At 36.7% G+C, this 15,052-nt stretch carries 12 protein-coding genes, 1 pseudogene and 1 riboswitch; of the genes and pseudogenes, 3 read left to right on the top strand and 10 right to left on the bottom strand.

Annotated features, from left to right (window positions below; all coding sequences use genetic code 11):
• Positions 1-56: 56 nt before the first annotated feature.
• On the top strand, positions 57-1,073 hold the full coding sequence (locus GZ996_RS02660; protein ID WP_162011274.1) for a FecCD family ABC transporter permease: 1,017 nt from the start codon (positions 57-59) through the stop codon (positions 1,071-1,073).
• Positions 1,070-2,077 carry a FecCD family ABC transporter permease gene (locus GZ996_RS02655; protein ID WP_156806077.1) on the top strand — a complete coding sequence of 336 codons (1,008 nt, stop codon included), beginning with the start codon at positions 1,070-1,072 and terminating at the stop codon, positions 2,075-2,077. The genes GZ996_RS02660 and GZ996_RS02655 overlap by 4 nt, the downstream gene beginning before the upstream one ends.
• A gap of 107 nt (positions 2,078-2,184) precedes the next feature.
• Here the strand turns inward: GZ996_RS02655 and GZ996_RS02650 are convergent, their stop codons facing one another.
• The 6 genes from GZ996_RS02650 to GZ996_RS02625 form a co-directional block, all read right to left on the bottom strand.
• Positions 2,185-2,766 (bottom strand): xanthine phosphoribosyltransferase, encoded by a 582-nt coding sequence (locus GZ996_RS02650; protein ID WP_161978668.1) that lies wholly within the window; start codon positions 2,764-2,766, stop codon positions 2,185-2,187.
• Between the two features lie 101 nt (positions 2,767-2,867).
• Positions 2,868-2,963, bottom strand: a riboswitch (purine riboswitch).
• A 30-nt stretch (positions 2,964-2,993) separates the two neighbouring features.
• Positions 2,994-3,977 (bottom strand): GMP reductase, encoded by a 984-nt coding sequence (guaC, locus tag GZ996_RS02645; RefSeq protein WP_156806075.1) that lies wholly within the window; start codon positions 3,975-3,977, stop codon positions 2,994-2,996.
• A 268-nt stretch (positions 3,978-4,245) separates the two neighbouring features.
• Complete coding sequence (locus tag GZ996_RS02640) at positions 4,246-4,620, bottom strand: hypothetical protein (RefSeq protein WP_162011273.1); 375 nt, start codon at positions 4,618-4,620, stop codon at positions 4,246-4,248.
• A 20-nt stretch (positions 4,621-4,640) separates the two neighbouring features.
• Entirely contained in the window at positions 4,641-5,678 is a 1,038-nt protein-coding gene (locus GZ996_RS02635) for an ArsR/SmtB family transcription factor (protein WP_156806073.1), read from the bottom strand.
• Positions 5,679-5,691: 13 nt separating this feature from the next.
• A complete protein-coding gene (locus tag GZ996_RS02630; RefSeq protein ID WP_162011272.1) occupies positions 5,692-6,963 on the bottom strand; it encodes an MFS transporter in 1,272 nt (423 codons plus the stop codon).
• Positions 6,964-7,417: 454 nt separating this feature from the next.
• On the bottom strand, positions 7,418-8,824 hold the full coding sequence (locus tag GZ996_RS02625; protein ID WP_156806071.1) for an ATP-binding cassette domain-containing protein: 1,407 nt from the start codon (positions 8,822-8,824) through the stop codon (positions 7,418-7,420).
• A gap of 721 nt (positions 8,825-9,545) precedes the next feature.
• Here GZ996_RS02625 and GZ996_RS02620 point away from each other — a divergent pair.
• Positions 9,546-9,917 (top strand): sodium transporter, encoded by a 372-nt coding sequence (locus GZ996_RS02620; protein WP_162011271.1) that lies wholly within the window; start codon positions 9,546-9,548, stop codon positions 9,915-9,917.
• Positions 9,918-10,027: 110 nt separating this feature from the next.
• On the opposite strand, the gene lepB is transcribed toward GZ996_RS02620, so the two are convergent.
• The 4 genes and pseudogenes from lepB to pfkA form a co-directional block, all read right to left on the bottom strand.
• Entirely contained in the window at positions 10,028-10,585 is a 558-nt protein-coding gene (gene lepB / locus GZ996_RS02615; RefSeq protein ID WP_161978670.1) for a signal peptidase I, read from the bottom strand.
• Between the two features lie 742 nt (positions 10,586-11,327).
• A pseudogene (locus GZ996_RS02610) lies at positions 11,328-12,179 on the bottom strand (transposase); the annotation flags it as partial.
• 260 nt (positions 12,180-12,439) lie between these two features.
• Entirely contained in the window at positions 12,440-13,945 is a 1,506-nt protein-coding gene (pyk, locus tag GZ996_RS02605) for a pyruvate kinase (protein ID WP_162011270.1), read from the bottom strand.
• A gap of 62 nt (positions 13,946-14,007) precedes the next feature.
• Positions 14,008-15,021: a 6-phosphofructokinase gene (gene pfkA, locus GZ996_RS02600; RefSeq protein ID WP_156806934.1), complete on the bottom strand. Its 1,014-nt coding sequence runs from the start codon at positions 15,019-15,021 to the stop codon at positions 14,008-14,010.
• Positions 15,022-15,052: the final 31 nt, after the last annotated feature.

Genomic DNA, 15,052 nt, shown 5'->3' with positions numbered 1-15,052 from the left:
TCACAGAACTTGCCTAACGCTAGAGTTTTCCTGACTAATAACAATAGAAAAGAAAAATGATTTCTCTATACAAAATACTCAATAAGCCAAAACATCTCTTTTGGCTTGTTTTTTTCATCACTAGTCTCTTGCTACTATTAGGAGGCTACGCAAGCTTACGCTTTGGTGCTATCAATTTCTCACACCAAGATCTTCTAATAACCTTTAGGCAGCCTTTTACCAATTCTGACCTTCAAGATGTCATGATTGATATTCGACTACCTAGAATTATCGGCAGTCTTTTGGTCGGAGCTGCTACTGCTCAAGCCGGTGCTATCATACAAGGCGTTACCCGAAACCCAATCGCTGATCCTGGTCTTTTAGGAATCAATGCTGGCGCTGGACTTGCTTTAGTGATAGCCTATGCCGTTTTCGGACAACTTCATTACACTTGGATTGTCCTGATTTGTTTACTAGGGTCTACACTTGCTGCCCTTATGGTTTTCGCACTTTCTTACGATCCCAAAAGAGGCTACAATCAATTACGGTTGATTTTGGCAGGGACAATGATTTCAGCCCTCTTTACAGCACTAGGTCAGATTTTCACCATCACCTTCAACCTTGCTACTACCATTATCGGCTGGCAATCTGGAGGACTTGTTGCTGTCAATTGGAAAATGCTTAGTATTCTCGCTCCTATCATCTTGGTAAGCCTTATCTTAGCGCAGCTCTTCTCCCACCAACTAACCATTCTTAGTCTCAATGAGACCGTCGCAAAAAGTCTTGGACAAAAAACTGTTATCATGACCCTCTTCTGGTTAGGTCTTGTTATCTTATTATCTGCTTCTGCAGTAGCTTTAGCTGGAACTATTGCCTTTGTTGGACTGATTATTCCTCATATTGTCAAATTCTTTTGTCCTCATAATTACCGGCAAATTCTGCCAATGACTGCTTTTTTAGGGGCAACCTTTATGCTTTGGATTGACCTTCTCTGTCGCACCATCAATCCACCCTATGAAACTCCGCTAAGTGCTATGGTTTCACTGGTTGGTCTGCCCTGCTTCTTATGGCTGATGAAACGGAGGTCACTATGAGTCAAACATCCACTCACTTTAAACGCATTTTCATTCTCTTAATCCTAGTAACACTCTTTTTTGCCCTCCTCTCCCTATCTCTAGGGAGTAGTCATCTATCTTTAGTAACAGTTATCAAAACATTGCTAGGGCAAACAGACGCCAAAACAAGACTGATTATCTTAAATATCCGTCTTCCTCGCATACTTGCTGCTCTAATAGCAGGGGCTTCATTGGCTATCTCCGGTCTATTATTGCAGACACTGACTAGAAATCCTCTTGCCGATTCTGGGATTTTAGGCATAAATGCTGGCGCTGGGCTCATCATTGCCCTTGCCATTTCTATTTTTAAGACGATAGCTCCCCAGTTTATTGCGCTCTTACCATTGATGGCTATGCTGGGAGCATTGGCAACTGTTATGATTGTCTATTTTATTAGCCGAAAACCAAATCATGATATTGATCCTATCCGTCTCATTATCACTGGTGTAGGTCTTTCCATCATGTTATCTGGACTTATGGTGTCCATTATCGGAAATATTGACCGTTTCAAAGTTGATTACATCATCAATTGGCTCAGTGGGCAGATTTCTGGCGATAACTGGAAAACCTTAGCACTTCTTAGTCCTTTCCTAATCTTACTTTTGGGGCTCTCTTATAGCCGTAGCCGTTCTCTCAATATCATGACCCTTAACGAACAAACCGCTACCACACTTGGGCTCAATCTTCAAAAAGAACGGTTGATAACACTCCTTCTCTCAACAGCACTTGCCTCCCTTAGCGTGATTATTGTTGGCAATATAACCTTCATTGGATTGATTTCAGGTCATATCAGTAGACGATTTGTTGGAGGAAATCACCTTATCCTTTTCCCCATAACTTTCTTAATGGGCATGATTATCCTCTTGATTGCAGATACTATTGGCCGTGTCTTCCTTGTCGGAACAGGTATTCCAACTGGGCTCGTTGTCTCACTCATCGGCGCTCCCTATTTTCTTTATCTTATGAAAACCTCAAAAGAATGAAGATGAGCTTCTCTAAAAATTTTAACACTATAAAATGGCTTAGAATCAACGTTTCTCGATAACGTCACTCTAAGCCATTTTCTGTTTTTAAAACTCTTTTTTATTCTTTAAGCATCTGCTTGGTCAAAAACAACCTGACCATTTTCAAATTTAGCAATACGAGCTAATGAAGTCACACGTACACCTTGTTCTTCCAAAAGGCTACGACCATCTTGAAATGATTTCTCAATGACAATCCCAACACCAACAACTTCTGCACCTGCTTGCTGGATAATATCAATAAGCCCTTTAGCAGCTTGGCCATTTGCCAAAAAGTCATCGACGATAAGTACCTTATCATCAGCTGAGAGAAACTTACCAGCAATTGAAACTGTGCTTGTAACCTGTTTAGTAAAGGAATAAACTTCTGCTGTCAAAATACCTTCTGTCATGGTAATGTTTTTATGCTTTTTCGCAAAAATCATCGGCACATCAAGAACTTCTGCAACATAAACCGCTGGAGCAATGCCAGAAGCTTCAATGGTTACAACCTTGGTAATACCAGAATCCTTGTAAGCATCTGCAAATACCTTCCCCATTTCCTTCATCAATTTGTAATCAACTTGATGGGTTAAAAAAGAGTCTACTTTTAGAATATTTTCACCTAGGACATTTCCATCTTTTAAAATACGGTCTTCTAATAATTGCATCATAACTCCTTTTAATATCATTAGCCGTAAAATACAAAGAGGTGCTTACACATGGTAAACACCTCCGTAATCTGAATAAAACAGTAAATCTCTCCCTTTATAGGATAGCAAAGCAGACTTATTGTTAGACATTACGGTGCCATGTAGAAACGTTGTGCCAATTCACAACATAAATAAGTTTATTATTGTTCCTTATTATATCATTTTAAAAGGTAATTTCAAGAGATTTAAATAGAGTCGCCATTCCAGATAGAGTTTTTCACGATAACATAATTGACACGTGTCAAACTTTCCACATCACGACCACCGGCATACGAAATTGAGCTTTGAAGGTCTTGTTCCATCTCAATTAAAGTATCTTTCAAATGGCCTTTTGTTGGCAAGAGGATTTTCTTACCTTCAACATTTTTGTGCTCACCTTTTTGGTACTCTGAAGCAGAACCAAAGTATTCTTTGAAGGTTTCGCCATCGACTTCAATCAATTTACCTGGGCTTTCAATGTGACCCGCAAAGAGAGAACCAATCATGACCATGCTAGCACCAAAACGGATTGACTTAGCAATGTCGCCATGTGTACGGATACCACCGTCTGCAATAATTGGCTTACGCGCAGCTTTTGCACACCAGCGAAGTGCCGCTAATTGCCAGCCACCTGTACCAAAGCCAGTCTTAACCTTAGTGATACATACCTTACCAGGGCCAATACCTACTTTCGTCGCATCTGCACCAGCATTTTCCAACTCACGAACAGCTTCAGGCGTTCCAACGTTACCTGCAATAACAAAGGTTTCTGGAAGCTCTGCCTTGATGTGTTTAATCATTTTAATAACACTCTCAGCGTGACCATGCGCAATATCAATCGTGATAAACTCTGGCACATCATCTTTCAAACTCGTTACAAAATCATACTCATAGTCTTTCACACCTACTGAGATTGAGGCGATCAGCCCTTGCTCATGCATGCGTTTGATAAATGGCTTGCGCGACGCTTCATCAAAACGGTGCATAATGTAGAAATAACCATCCTTAGCTAGCATTTCCGCCACATCCTCATCAATGATGGTTTGCATATTAGCAGGGACAACAGGAAGTTTAAACGTATGCTTTCCTAAAGTGACTGATGTGTCTGCCTCAGAGCGGCTATTGATGATACATTTGTTAGGAATCAACTGAATATCTTCGTAGTCAAAAACGGGCATATCATTAAACATAAAAATCCTCTTTCTGCCACTGGGACTGAAAAAAGATTTTTTGTGTATCACAAAAGTCATCTCCAGCCGAGTAGCCTTTACTATGATGACCTTCCTATAACTCTGTTTTTGCAAGCAACAAACAGAGCATCGCTAAGTGGATTTCCCACCCTTCCATAGATATTCTATCCTTTCGTTTTTGTTTTGTCAAATTTTACCTCAAATTTTTTTTAAAGGTTCGTTATTTCCGAACAAATCAAAAATAGGAGAAAAATCCTCTCCCTTAACACTACAAACTATCACGTTTGGCGATAAGCTTATCACGCTCAGCTTTTAATTTCTCCAACCTCTCTGATAACTCACTTATAGCCAAATCTAGACTGTTGATGGCTAAATCAATGGCCTCATCAGCTGACTGTTTTCCGCCAAGTTCTCCATTATCATCATCAGTATCTTGAGCCTCAGCCTGGTTAACATGAACCACACCTGACGTTTTATCAAACTGTTTACTAATGAATTTCTTAATCCAACCCTCAAAACCTGTATCTTTCAGCTCACCATCAAGCTCATCCTTGACTTGATTTTTCAACACTTCTTTTTTGTCTTCAGTCAATTTGCGGCCAGTTTCATCATACCAACCATTGTCATTATGTTTAATGTTCATAAAAATCTCCTCATTATTCACTATTTTAAGTTAAAGTCGTCTTTTAATTTATCAACAACCGCCTGAATTAACTCAGTGTTTGGGTCGTATTTAGTGTGTTTTTCACTGCTATTAAACAGTAAAAGCTGGGCATTTTGCAATTTTTGTCTATGGAAAGAAACAGCTGCGCTGGTAATTCCTAACTCCTCAGCAATATCCTTACTCTTAGCATGAGGCTGCGTTAGTGCAACTAAAACCTTGTAACGTGTTAAATCACTCAATGTTTTTAAGGCTGATGAGAAATTATCTTCATCTAATTCATTGTGGCTATTGAGAACCTCATCAATCTTACAAGATAGAATAAGAAAACTATTGTACTTCTCAAATAAAGGCTCCAATGTAATCACTGATAATCGAATAATCCAAGGGCTCACAATATAGAGTTCAAACGATTCCTTCTGCAAGGTTCCCTGAATCATTTTTAAAGCTTGCGTATCTTTAAAAACAGCTTCAAGATTCAAGTTTTTAGCGTAAGTTTCTCGTTCTATCCTAGCTTTTTCAAAATAAGGGGCGTATAGATTGACCAATTCACGCGACAGTCCTACCATTTTGGTAGCATTCTCTTTTAAATGCTGACTAAAGGTTAAAATGTGCCATTTTTCTTCAGGTTTAAAGGATTTCTCCTCTAAGATTTCCCAATAATCTTTATTTTTAGTCTGGCTAGTGGAGTCATCCACTAAAAAAAGTCGTAAGCAATAATGTAACTCTTCTTCTGAAAGGTCTAAAACCAAGTCATGTAATTCTTCGATAGAAGAAGGCTCCTTACCTTCGTTGAGTAGGTAGAAATAGCACGTTGTTAGGAATGACCAGCCAGCACCCATGAGATAATAGCTACGCAGTTTTTCTTGATAGGGTAAAAAGAGTTGATAAATTTCTTCTAGAGTATCAAGGTCTTTTGCTAAAATGCTGAGCTCCTTTTGCGTAAAATCCCACTCACTCTCATCCCTACTGTATGACAAGACAGGTAGCATTGTCATTTCAAAAATTTCAGAACGTTGTTGATTATAATTATAAGCCATTGATTTCTTCTTTCTAAGAAACAGGTTCAACACTTGCTTCACTTTGTTTAAAGGTCTTTTTAATAGTATAAACCATAAGGGCAAGAGCAATCAAGAGGTAAATGCTTGAAATGAGCTGTGCTGGTAAAATCAAAACCATACCAGACAAAGCCAAGCGACTAATAATCATGCCTAGTGTTAAGAGCGTATCAATACCAGAACCAATTGTGGCTAGCTTTTCCTCTGGAATTTCACGGTAGATCATGGCACTAAATTTCGGATTAACACCACCTGAAACAACTGCTGCTACAAAAATGATTACTAATGCTACATAGCTATTATGAAAGACCAATGCAGCAAAAAATCCTGCTAATAGCGCCAAGGTCAATTTAATCATTCCTAACAAATCCACTTTTTTGAAAAGTGTTGTACAAAGGACAGAGCCAACAATATTCCCAACAAAGAAAACGATTGAAACCATTGCAATTGTTGTGGCAGGATTGATAATGATAAATTCCTTAAAATCTTTTATAGTTGCCATTATGATAGGATCCAATGTTGATCCAATAGCATTAATTCCCATAATGGTAATCAAACTGGCTTTCAAAATAGGAATAGTATTAATGACTTCCATTGCTCCCTTAAAGGAAGTTTTTAGTTCTGTCACTAAGCTTTGTGAGGTCTCCACATCTTCCATTTTAATCGGATTTTCTTTTAGGAGTTTCGATAAAGCAGGGCGTAAAGCTAGCATTATTAACATACTTACAAGAAAGGTACCAGCATTAAAGAAAGCGAGATTTTGATAGGTCATAAAACCAATGAGCACTGCTCCGCTGGCTTGGAAACCAATCTGTAAAATGGAGCTCGCCGCTTGACGAAAGGCCATTGCCCCTTCACGATCATCATTCGAAATGACCCTTAAACTAATGGGAGAAAAGAGATAAGATTCATACTGGCCAGAAATATCAGAGAAAAGATTGGCTACAACAGCAACTAAAACTACCCAAAGGGCAGGTTCAAATCCCATTGCTACACCTACAATAATATAGAGTAGGACACGGAAAATCTGAGTTACCATGATGGTATCCAATTTGTTTTTCGTCTTATCCGCCCAAATTCCCATCATAAACCGTGTTAGAATTGGGAGACTTTCAGATAAAGTTACCAAACTAATCGCAAACTTAGCATTTGGTAAGAGTAAGACATAGTTCATCAAAGCCAAATAGTAAAGACTGTCACCAAAATTTGATAACATGTCAGAAACAAAGGTTGCCAAGAAAAGTTTATTTTTAAGTGCCTTTTTCATACCAATAACTCCATTTATGTTTTTTTAAGTATCCATTTAACTTTTTATATAGTATAATACTTTATTTTTGTTAAGTCAATACTTAAATAAATATTTTTTGAAGTTTTTTTAAACAATTACTTAAAAATACTTTTTGGCTATTTCTGATAAAAAAGTTATCATTTAAACCATGAATTACCTTGATTATTTTCCATATAAAACAGTCCACCTTCTTGACTTAACACTATAAACCATTTATTATTACTAACCCTTTTATCATAAAATTTTACTACGATGTAGGATAAACCAATACTCATATGTAATTTTTTCGAAAATATTAAAAAACTGCATGTAGCTAGAAAATCGTTACATGCAGTTTCTTTGTGCGTATGCCATGCCCTTTATGGTTTTCTATTGATTTTTTGTATTTTCTATCACTTTATTATTCTCCCGTCTCTCTTCAATATTAATATCTTTAAAATCTGAGAGATTCCTGAGAATTTATTGTCAAGGAATCAACGATAAATTCTCTTGTACAGACTGAATCTCTAAGCCTCTTATCATGTGTAACTAAAATAAATGTCCCATCATATGCCTTCAAAAAATTTTCCAATGCCTGCATAGCAATAATATCTAAGTAATTATTGGGCTCATCCAAAAATAAAACATTATAATTTCCCAATAGAATTTTAGCCAGATTCGCTTTAACTTTCTGTCCACCACTTAATTGTTCATATCTTCGTTTCATCTCTTCATTTCTGAAACCTAAACTTGCTAATGTATCAAATACAACTTGATTGGGTTGTTCTGATTCCATTAGTAATACTTTTAATAACACATCATTTTTATTGAATAAGTTTAATGATTGTTTAAAATAACCTATAGATATATTATTACTTATGTAGTCTTCCTTAGAAATAAGGTCTTTAAGTGAATAAATTAATTCAAGAAATTGAGTTTTACCTGATCCATTTTTACCTACTAAAGAAATTTTGTCACCTGCTTTAATATTGAAATTTTTTATCTTTAAATTAATATTATTCGAATTCTCATAAATATTATCATTTATTCTAAGTAATGACTTTCCTTTTTTGATTAATAACATATCAGGTACTTTAATTGTTAATTGCTTAAGGCGATGAGGCTGAGTAGTAACCGTCTCTCTTAACAAACGAGTTTCTATACTTTTTGCACTTTTAGCTAGCGATTTAGCTTTACTCTCATAATCACCAACATAGGAACGCATCTTCCATTCCGATTGAGATACTCCTTTCTTTTTTTTCAATAATCTAGCGGATTTTTCTTTCTTTTCTCTCAAAGCTCTTTCAAGTTGTTTTTTCTTTTTAATATCTTGTTTATATTGAATTGTTTGTTTTTCTTTTTTATGCACTGTCCAAGATTGAAACTCTGAATAATCTCCATAAAAACTCTGCAATTGACCGTTTTCCACAAAAATTATTTTATCAATCGTTCGATCAAGAAAATCTCTGTCATGTGAAATGATTAAAAATGTTTTATTAGATGCATTAATAACATTTATTAGCCACTCAATATTTTCATCATCAAGATTTGTTGTAGGTTCATCAAGAAGTATTAACTCATTATCTGAAAACATAAACTTTTCTAACTGTTTTCTTTCCTGTTGTCCACCACTCAAATAGTTAAGAGGCAGTATTTGTTCTAGATAACCAATTGAAGTAGCTCTTTTTATATTAGAACTCTCTTGATTAAATAATTGACAAAAAAGTGTAGTCTTCCCTATTCCATTTTCACCAACAAAACCAATTTTTTCTCCTGATGCGATTTTAAAAGCTGGAACTTCAAACAAAACTCCTTTTTCATTTTGGACAGTTAAATTTCTGACTTGTAAAATAGTTTTCATTTGATTCTCCCTATATACTCTTTTTTCTAAAAATAATATGTTGCATCGTTACTACAAAACTTGCAACCATATTCGAACAATTTGTTGAGATACAACATTCCTCAATATACCTATACCTGAATTATCAGAATAAGTTCTATAACCATATTCAATTTTCTTAATAATGCTCTGTAACAATCTCTGAACTCAGTTATTTGATTGAGTGAGTATATGAAGAAATATTTTTTTGATATAAAACATAATACCTCCTCTAATAATTTAAAAAGTTCTCCGTCAAAATAATCAAAACTCAACAACATAACAATCTCATTCTTTTTCATCAAACGATTTAAATATTGGATACCTGTAAAATATTCAAAAAAACTATATAGGCAGCTACACTGAGATACGTTTTTAGATATCACTTCTCTTTTTTCTTACCAATATCTGTTATTTCAAAAAGTTGATGATATAAATTTCTTCCTTCAACTTCCTCTCTATAGCATAAATTCCTCCATTCCTATCGTAATAAATAATAGATTAAGGAGCTTCCAACCATCCCAAGTCCAATAATTACTACAATTTTTTCATTACTTGATATTTAATTAACTTTATGCACACAGTCTAATACTTTATTTTTATTAAGTCAACATTTAAATAAAAAATTTTGAAGTTTCTTTAAACAATTACTTAAGAAACTCATTTTTTGCTATTTCTGATGAAAAAAGTTATCATTTAAACCATGAATTATCTTGATTATTTTCCATATAAAACAGCCTTTTATGATAAAGATTTAAAACTCACTTACAGTAACCATAAGCCTGATGGGACTTTTTTTCCAGAATCTTGCGATAAACTGCCCGATTGGATTTGGCAGGAGCTCCGCCATTCTACAGAAAAAAGCCTACATCTAGATATTCCAAATGAGTATTTTGCGAAAATTTATATGCAGTCCTACACCATGTTGTATGATGATTCAGGTGATTTCCAAGGGGTCATGGAAATGGTACAAGATTTCAAACCACTTCTCTCCTCCTACTTAGAAAATTCTGGTCAGGCCCTGGTCGGCTGGTCAGACGTCACGTCAGGTGCTTCCATTTCAAACGATAATTAAAAAGAGAGCAACAAAAATCCATGTTTAAATGAATTTCTGTTGCTCTCTAAATTGTTCTCATTATCAAAAATAACTTGACCCATTTCAATAACTCATCATTTTCGCTTAAATTACTCGACTTCGACAAAACCAAAGTCCTTTAAAGGTAGGAGTCTAAATGAAACAACCCCTCTGAGTTGAGATTTTTTAATGAGCCCAAACGTCCGACTATCCTGAGTATTTTGACGGTCATCATTCAAAATTAAAAATTGGTTTTTTGGAATCTTCTCCTCAGCACCGTTAGTTAAACTCGCCAAGGTAAAATCTGCTGTAAAAGGAATATCCACAGAATGTAAATCAAAATGAGATTTCCTTAAATCATCTAAGTATGACTGACTTTCAACCTGATTATTGAGGTAAAAAATATCATCCATATAGATTGGAACATCACCTTCTTTAGCTACAATACGACCTATATATTCTTTTCCATCAACTTCATAAAGAACAAACTTCTTGTACTCAGGAGTAGATAACTGACTAGCTACCACATAATCATTTGACTTTAGATAACTATTTGACTGCTCTTTCGTCACGGTGTAAGGTTCAAACACAAATATCCTCAGACCAACAGCCAATAAGAAGGCTATCATTGTCAGAAAAATCATCGTTATCAGATCTCGTTTTACCATCAGTGCCTCCTCTTGGTTATGATATTATTATTATACCATTTTTTCTGTTAAATTATCATGAGAATCTCTGAAAATAAGACATTTCTATCTTTCTTTGACTTCGATAGTTTTTTCATTAATACTTAATTCAAAAATTACTTTTTTGTTTCTTTCTAAAAAGTGCGGACGCTCAAAAGGTTTGGGAAACCTTTTGAGGTGGGAAATAGAGTTGACATAGTCAACATCAAAACCTCCTTTGGAGTTTCATTGCTACTTTTTGAGTCCCTCTATTGCAGTAGATGATTGGCTGTACTTGTCGACTACTAGCTAATCATCCTTGCTGGGGAACTACTACGAAATTGATTCTCAATTTCTGTAGTTCTCCCAAAAAGCCCGTTCTTAGCAAGAGTTTACTCTGAGCTCTTGTATTTCTAAGCTCAGACTGAAACTATCCACTGGACAGTTTGAATACCACTATAGCGAAAGAAATATTTTTTCTCGCTACGCTCGTCACTATCTCAATGATATTAGGGGTTCTAAAATTCTAATTTTGATTTTGAATGAGTATAAATTGTTACTAACATAGAAAAGAGAGTGGGATAGAAGTCAAGACTTCGAAATCATGACTTCTTATACGAAAACTTCAAAAAAAGTACAAAACTTCCTCCCCTATGTTACAATATAGGCGAAAAATTTTTAGTTTTAGATTGTTAGCTCGTCTCTAACAATCTTTTTTGTTGGCAAAATTCAGAATAAGTTAATTGATAGTACTGCCTTTTTGTCGTCTAGCCGCAAAGACAGCTTGACAAAGGCTCTTTTTCAGGTAAGCATTACCATGTCTTATTCGGCTACTTCGTTTTTTACCAGCACTCTCATGATTTCCTGGACATAACCCAGCCCAATAACTTAATTGACCAACTGTTGGAAGTTGGCTCATATCAACACTAACTTCAGCGAGAACAACAGAGGCTGTAATCTGATCGATACCCGGAATACTATCCAATATCTCTAGTTCTCGCTCATAGTCTTTGAGATAACTGTCTATTCGATTTTCTAACTGTTGGATTTTAGCATTATAACAATCATAAATTTCTAATGCTTGCTCTAACATAAACCGATGATGAGCTGAAAAATAACCATCCAAGGCTTTTTCTAGTTGAGGAATTTCTGTTTCAGAGTCGTATAAACATTAGCACGAATAACTTCTGGTGTGATGGTTTTTCCATTGACTAAAACAGTCATCAAGTTACGCCCAGAACTGCCCATAATATCTTCAATGTAGGTTGTTAATTTGATTCCTCCTGATTGAAGAATGGTATGAATTCTGTTCACGTCACGATTACGAGTTTCAACTTGATGTTTCCGTTAACGTGTTAGTTCTCGTAGTTCTTGAATCCTCTCATTTTTGATCAGGGATGGCTTTCATATGTGCTGGCTTCGCTAAAATGAGCTCAAAGTCTTGACAGAGCGCATGCCAAACGGGTTTCCAATAGACTCCTGTACTTTCCATGCCAACAGCTTGTCCTTGAAAAGATGTGAGAAAATCATGACATTGTTGTAAACCTTCTGTCGTTGTATCAAAGCGAGCCTCTTCACGTTTGGGATGAGGACTTGTCTCTCTAATAGTAGTCGTATTTTCTTAGGCGATATTTTGGGGTTCTCGTAGATAAAGTGGATTAGTTTGTCCCTTGATAGATTTTATCATTAAGTTATCAACCACAAAGCCCTCACTAAGAGTATAGCACTTAGCGAGGGCTTTGCCTATTGGTTGTCATTGTTTTGTGGGTGTGGGGCTCCGCCATCGTGCTGGTTTGTCCCAACCTCTTTTCATGTATTAATTAGTCAAAACTAGTATTTTTGAACAGAATGAACTGATTATTTTACAGTGCGGATACGCATTGTGTTAGTTGAACCTGATACACCAACTGGCACACCAGCAACGATAACAATGTTATCACCTGATTCAACAAGGCCTTGCTCAAGCGCAACTTTTTCAGCCAATTCAAACATATCATCAGTTGATTCTGGTCTTTCAGTTACGACTGGAATAACACCCCAGTTGATCATCAATGATTTTTGAACTTTTTCTGTAAATGTTACAGCCAAGATATCTGCATCTGGACGGTATTTAGAAATTTGGCGTGCTGAGAAACCAGTTTCAGTAACTGTAACAACCAATTTAATATCCATTGATTTTGTTGCGTCTTTAACTGCAGAAGCTACAACCTCAGTTTTTGAAGTACGTGGGAAGCTATCTGAGTTCAAACGACCATATTCATTAAGAAGAGTTTGAGCGTTTTTACTTGTAGTAGCCATTGTACGAACTGATTCAACTGGGTATTTACCGTTAGCTGACTCACCTGAAAGCATTGTTGCGTCAGTTCCGTCGATAACAGCGTTGAACACGTCAGAGATTTCTGAACGAGTTGCACGTGGTTTATCAGTCATTGTCTCAAGCATGTTAGTTGCTGTGATAACTGCTTTACCAGCTGCGTTCACTTTAGTGATGATCATTTTTTGGTAAACTGGAACCATTTCAAATGGCACTTCGATACCCATGTCACCACGAGCGATCATGATACCATCAGATGCTTCAATGATTTCGTCAACGTTGTCAATACCTTGTTGGTTTTCGATTTTTGAGAATAATTGAACATGTTCATTACCAGTTTCACGCAAGATGTTACGTACTGACTCAACGTCTTGTGCTGTACGTACAAATGAGATTGCGATAAAGTTAAGTCCTTGTTCAAGACCAAAACGAATATCTGCATCATCACGTTCTGCAAGAGCAGGGAAAGGAATTTTAGTGTAAGGAATGTTTACACCTTTTTGTTTACCAATAACACCATCATTTTCAACTTCAACGATGAATTCACGTTTTTCAACATCTTTTTCAATGACTTTAAGACCAAGTTTACCATCGTCAACCAGAACTTGTTTACCAACTTCAACATCATCAAAGACATCAAGTGCACCAGCAACGTTCAAGGCAATCACTTCTGGAGTTGATTTGATACCTTGTTTTGTAGCAACACGAATTTTATCGCCAGTTTTGTAAGTGTGGAAGTCAACTCCATCTTCAAACACTTCTGTCCGAATTTCAGGACCTTTTGTATCCAAAAGGAAACCAACTTTTTGACCAGCAATTTCTTCCGCGCGACGTACAGTTGCCATACGAGCTCCTTGCTCTGCGTGGTCACCGTGTGAAAAGTTAAAGCGGAAAACATTTGCACCTTCTTTAATCAATTGTGCAATTTTTTGAGCTGATGCTTCAACATCAAGTTCTTCACCCCAATATCCTGGTTCTCCGAACTTTTTACCACCGCGGAATTCTACCGCAGGACCAAGGGTTGCAACGATTTTGACACGTTTATTCATTATATGAAACTCCTATTTTTTAAATTGCCGATTACCGGCAGAAATAACGAAATTAATATAGCTTAGTGAGCCAAGTCACGGTTCAAAGCAGCAAAATCAAGACGCGCTTTATGTGGATTATTCACGATAATCTTACCATTTTCTCCCAAACTAAAGAGGGCTCCTTCTTCAGCAGTTCCAAGAATTGGACTTTCAACAAGGTGCTCATTATGAATACCAACAGCAAGACCTCCGCGTCCTTCTTTAAGAAGCTCAACCGCACGTGATCCCATCCATGACGCAATCACACGATCACGAGGTGAAGGGGCACCACCGCGAAGAATATGACCAAGGTTTGTCGCACGAAGATCACTTGTATCCCCTGCTTCTTTCATCAATTCAACAAACTCATCTGCATGCATAACACCTTCCGCTAAAACAATCAAATGACGGAATTTGCCTTTTTCTTCATAACCTTCACGAACGTTAGCGACAACTTCATTGATATCATAATCTTCTTCTGGGATAATAATTTGATCTGCACCGGCAGCGATACCTGACCAAAGGGCAATATCCCCAGCATTACGTCCCATCACTTCAACAACAAAGGTACGCCCATGAGAGAATGACGTATCACGAATTTTATCCAATGCTGATGTTGCAGTGTTAACAGCAGTATCAAATCCAATAGTGTAATCTGTTCCAGCAATGTCATTATCAATCGTTCCTGGAACACCAACAGCTGGGAAGCCATGTTCTGTTAAGCGCATAGCACCATGGTAAGAACCGTCTCCACCGATAACAACTACACCTTCAATACCATGTTTTTTCAATTGTTCAATTCCTGCTAATTGCCCTTCAAGAGTTGCAAACTCTGGGTAACGAGCCGATTGTAGGAAAGTTCCTCCATGAGAAAGAGTATTAGACACTGAATGAGCGTCCATTGGGAAAATATCTCCCTCAACCATACCAGCATAGCCACGGTTAATACCGAAAACTTCCATGCCTTCTGTGATTGCTTTACGAACAACTGCACGAACAGCAGCGTTCATACCAGGGGCGTCTCCACCGCTAGTCAAAACAGCAATACGTTTCATTTTTGGTTTTCTCCTTTTTTATTTCTAACCC

Source organism: Streptococcus sp. S784/96/1 (assembly GCF_902729355.1).
In the GTDB taxonomy this organism is placed as follows: Bacteria; Bacillota; Bacilli; order Lactobacillales; family Streptococcaceae; genus Streptococcus; species Streptococcus caledonicus.
Note: the sequence above shows the minus strand (reverse complement) of the source record. Positions and strands in the feature narration are given on the sequence as shown.

What these genes read in the sequence shown, in the direction of transcription:
- GZ996_RS02660 (WP_162011274.1), top strand. Translation starts at nt 57, where the DNA reads ATGATTTCTCTATACAAAATACTCAATAAGCCAAAACATCTCTTTTGG.
- GZ996_RS02655 (WP_156806077.1), top strand. Translation starts at nt 1,070, where the DNA reads ATGAGTCAAACATCCACTCACTTTAAACGCATTTTCATTCTCTTAATC.
- GZ996_RS02650 (WP_161978668.1), bottom strand. Translation starts at nt 2,766, where the DNA reads ATGCAATTATTAGAAGACCGTATTTTAAAAGATGGAAATGTCCTAGGT.
- guaC (WP_156806075.1), bottom strand. Translation starts at nt 3,977, where the DNA reads ATGTTTAATGATATGCCCGTTTTTGACTACGAAGATATTCAGTTGATT.
- GZ996_RS02640 (WP_162011273.1), bottom strand. Translation starts at nt 4,620, where the DNA reads ATGAACATTAAACATAATGACAATGGTTGGTATGATGAAACTGGCCGC.
- GZ996_RS02635 (WP_156806073.1), bottom strand. Translation starts at nt 5,678, where the DNA reads ATGGCTTATAATTATAATCAACAACGTTCTGAAATTTTTGAAATGACA.
- GZ996_RS02630 (WP_162011272.1), bottom strand. Translation starts at nt 6,963, where the DNA reads ATGAAAAAGGCACTTAAAAATAAACTTTTCTTGGCAACCTTTGTTTCT.
- GZ996_RS02625 (WP_156806071.1), bottom strand. Translation starts at nt 8,824, where the DNA reads ATGAAAACTATTTTACAAGTCAGAAATTTAACTGTCCAAAATGAAAAA.
- GZ996_RS02620 (WP_162011271.1), top strand. Translation starts at nt 9,546, where the DNA reads ATGAATTATCTTGATTATTTTCCATATAAAACAGCCTTTTATGATAAA.
- lepB (WP_161978670.1), bottom strand. Translation starts at nt 10,585, where the DNA reads ATGGTAAAACGAGATCTGATAACGATGATTTTTCTGACAATGATAGCC.
- pyk (WP_162011270.1), bottom strand. Translation starts at nt 13,945, where the DNA reads ATGAATAAACGTGTCAAAATCGTTGCAACCCTTGGTCCTGCGGTAGAA.
- pfkA (WP_156806934.1), bottom strand. Translation starts at nt 15,021, where the DNA reads ATGAAACGTATTGCTGTTTTGACTAGCGGTGGAGACGCCCCTGGTATG.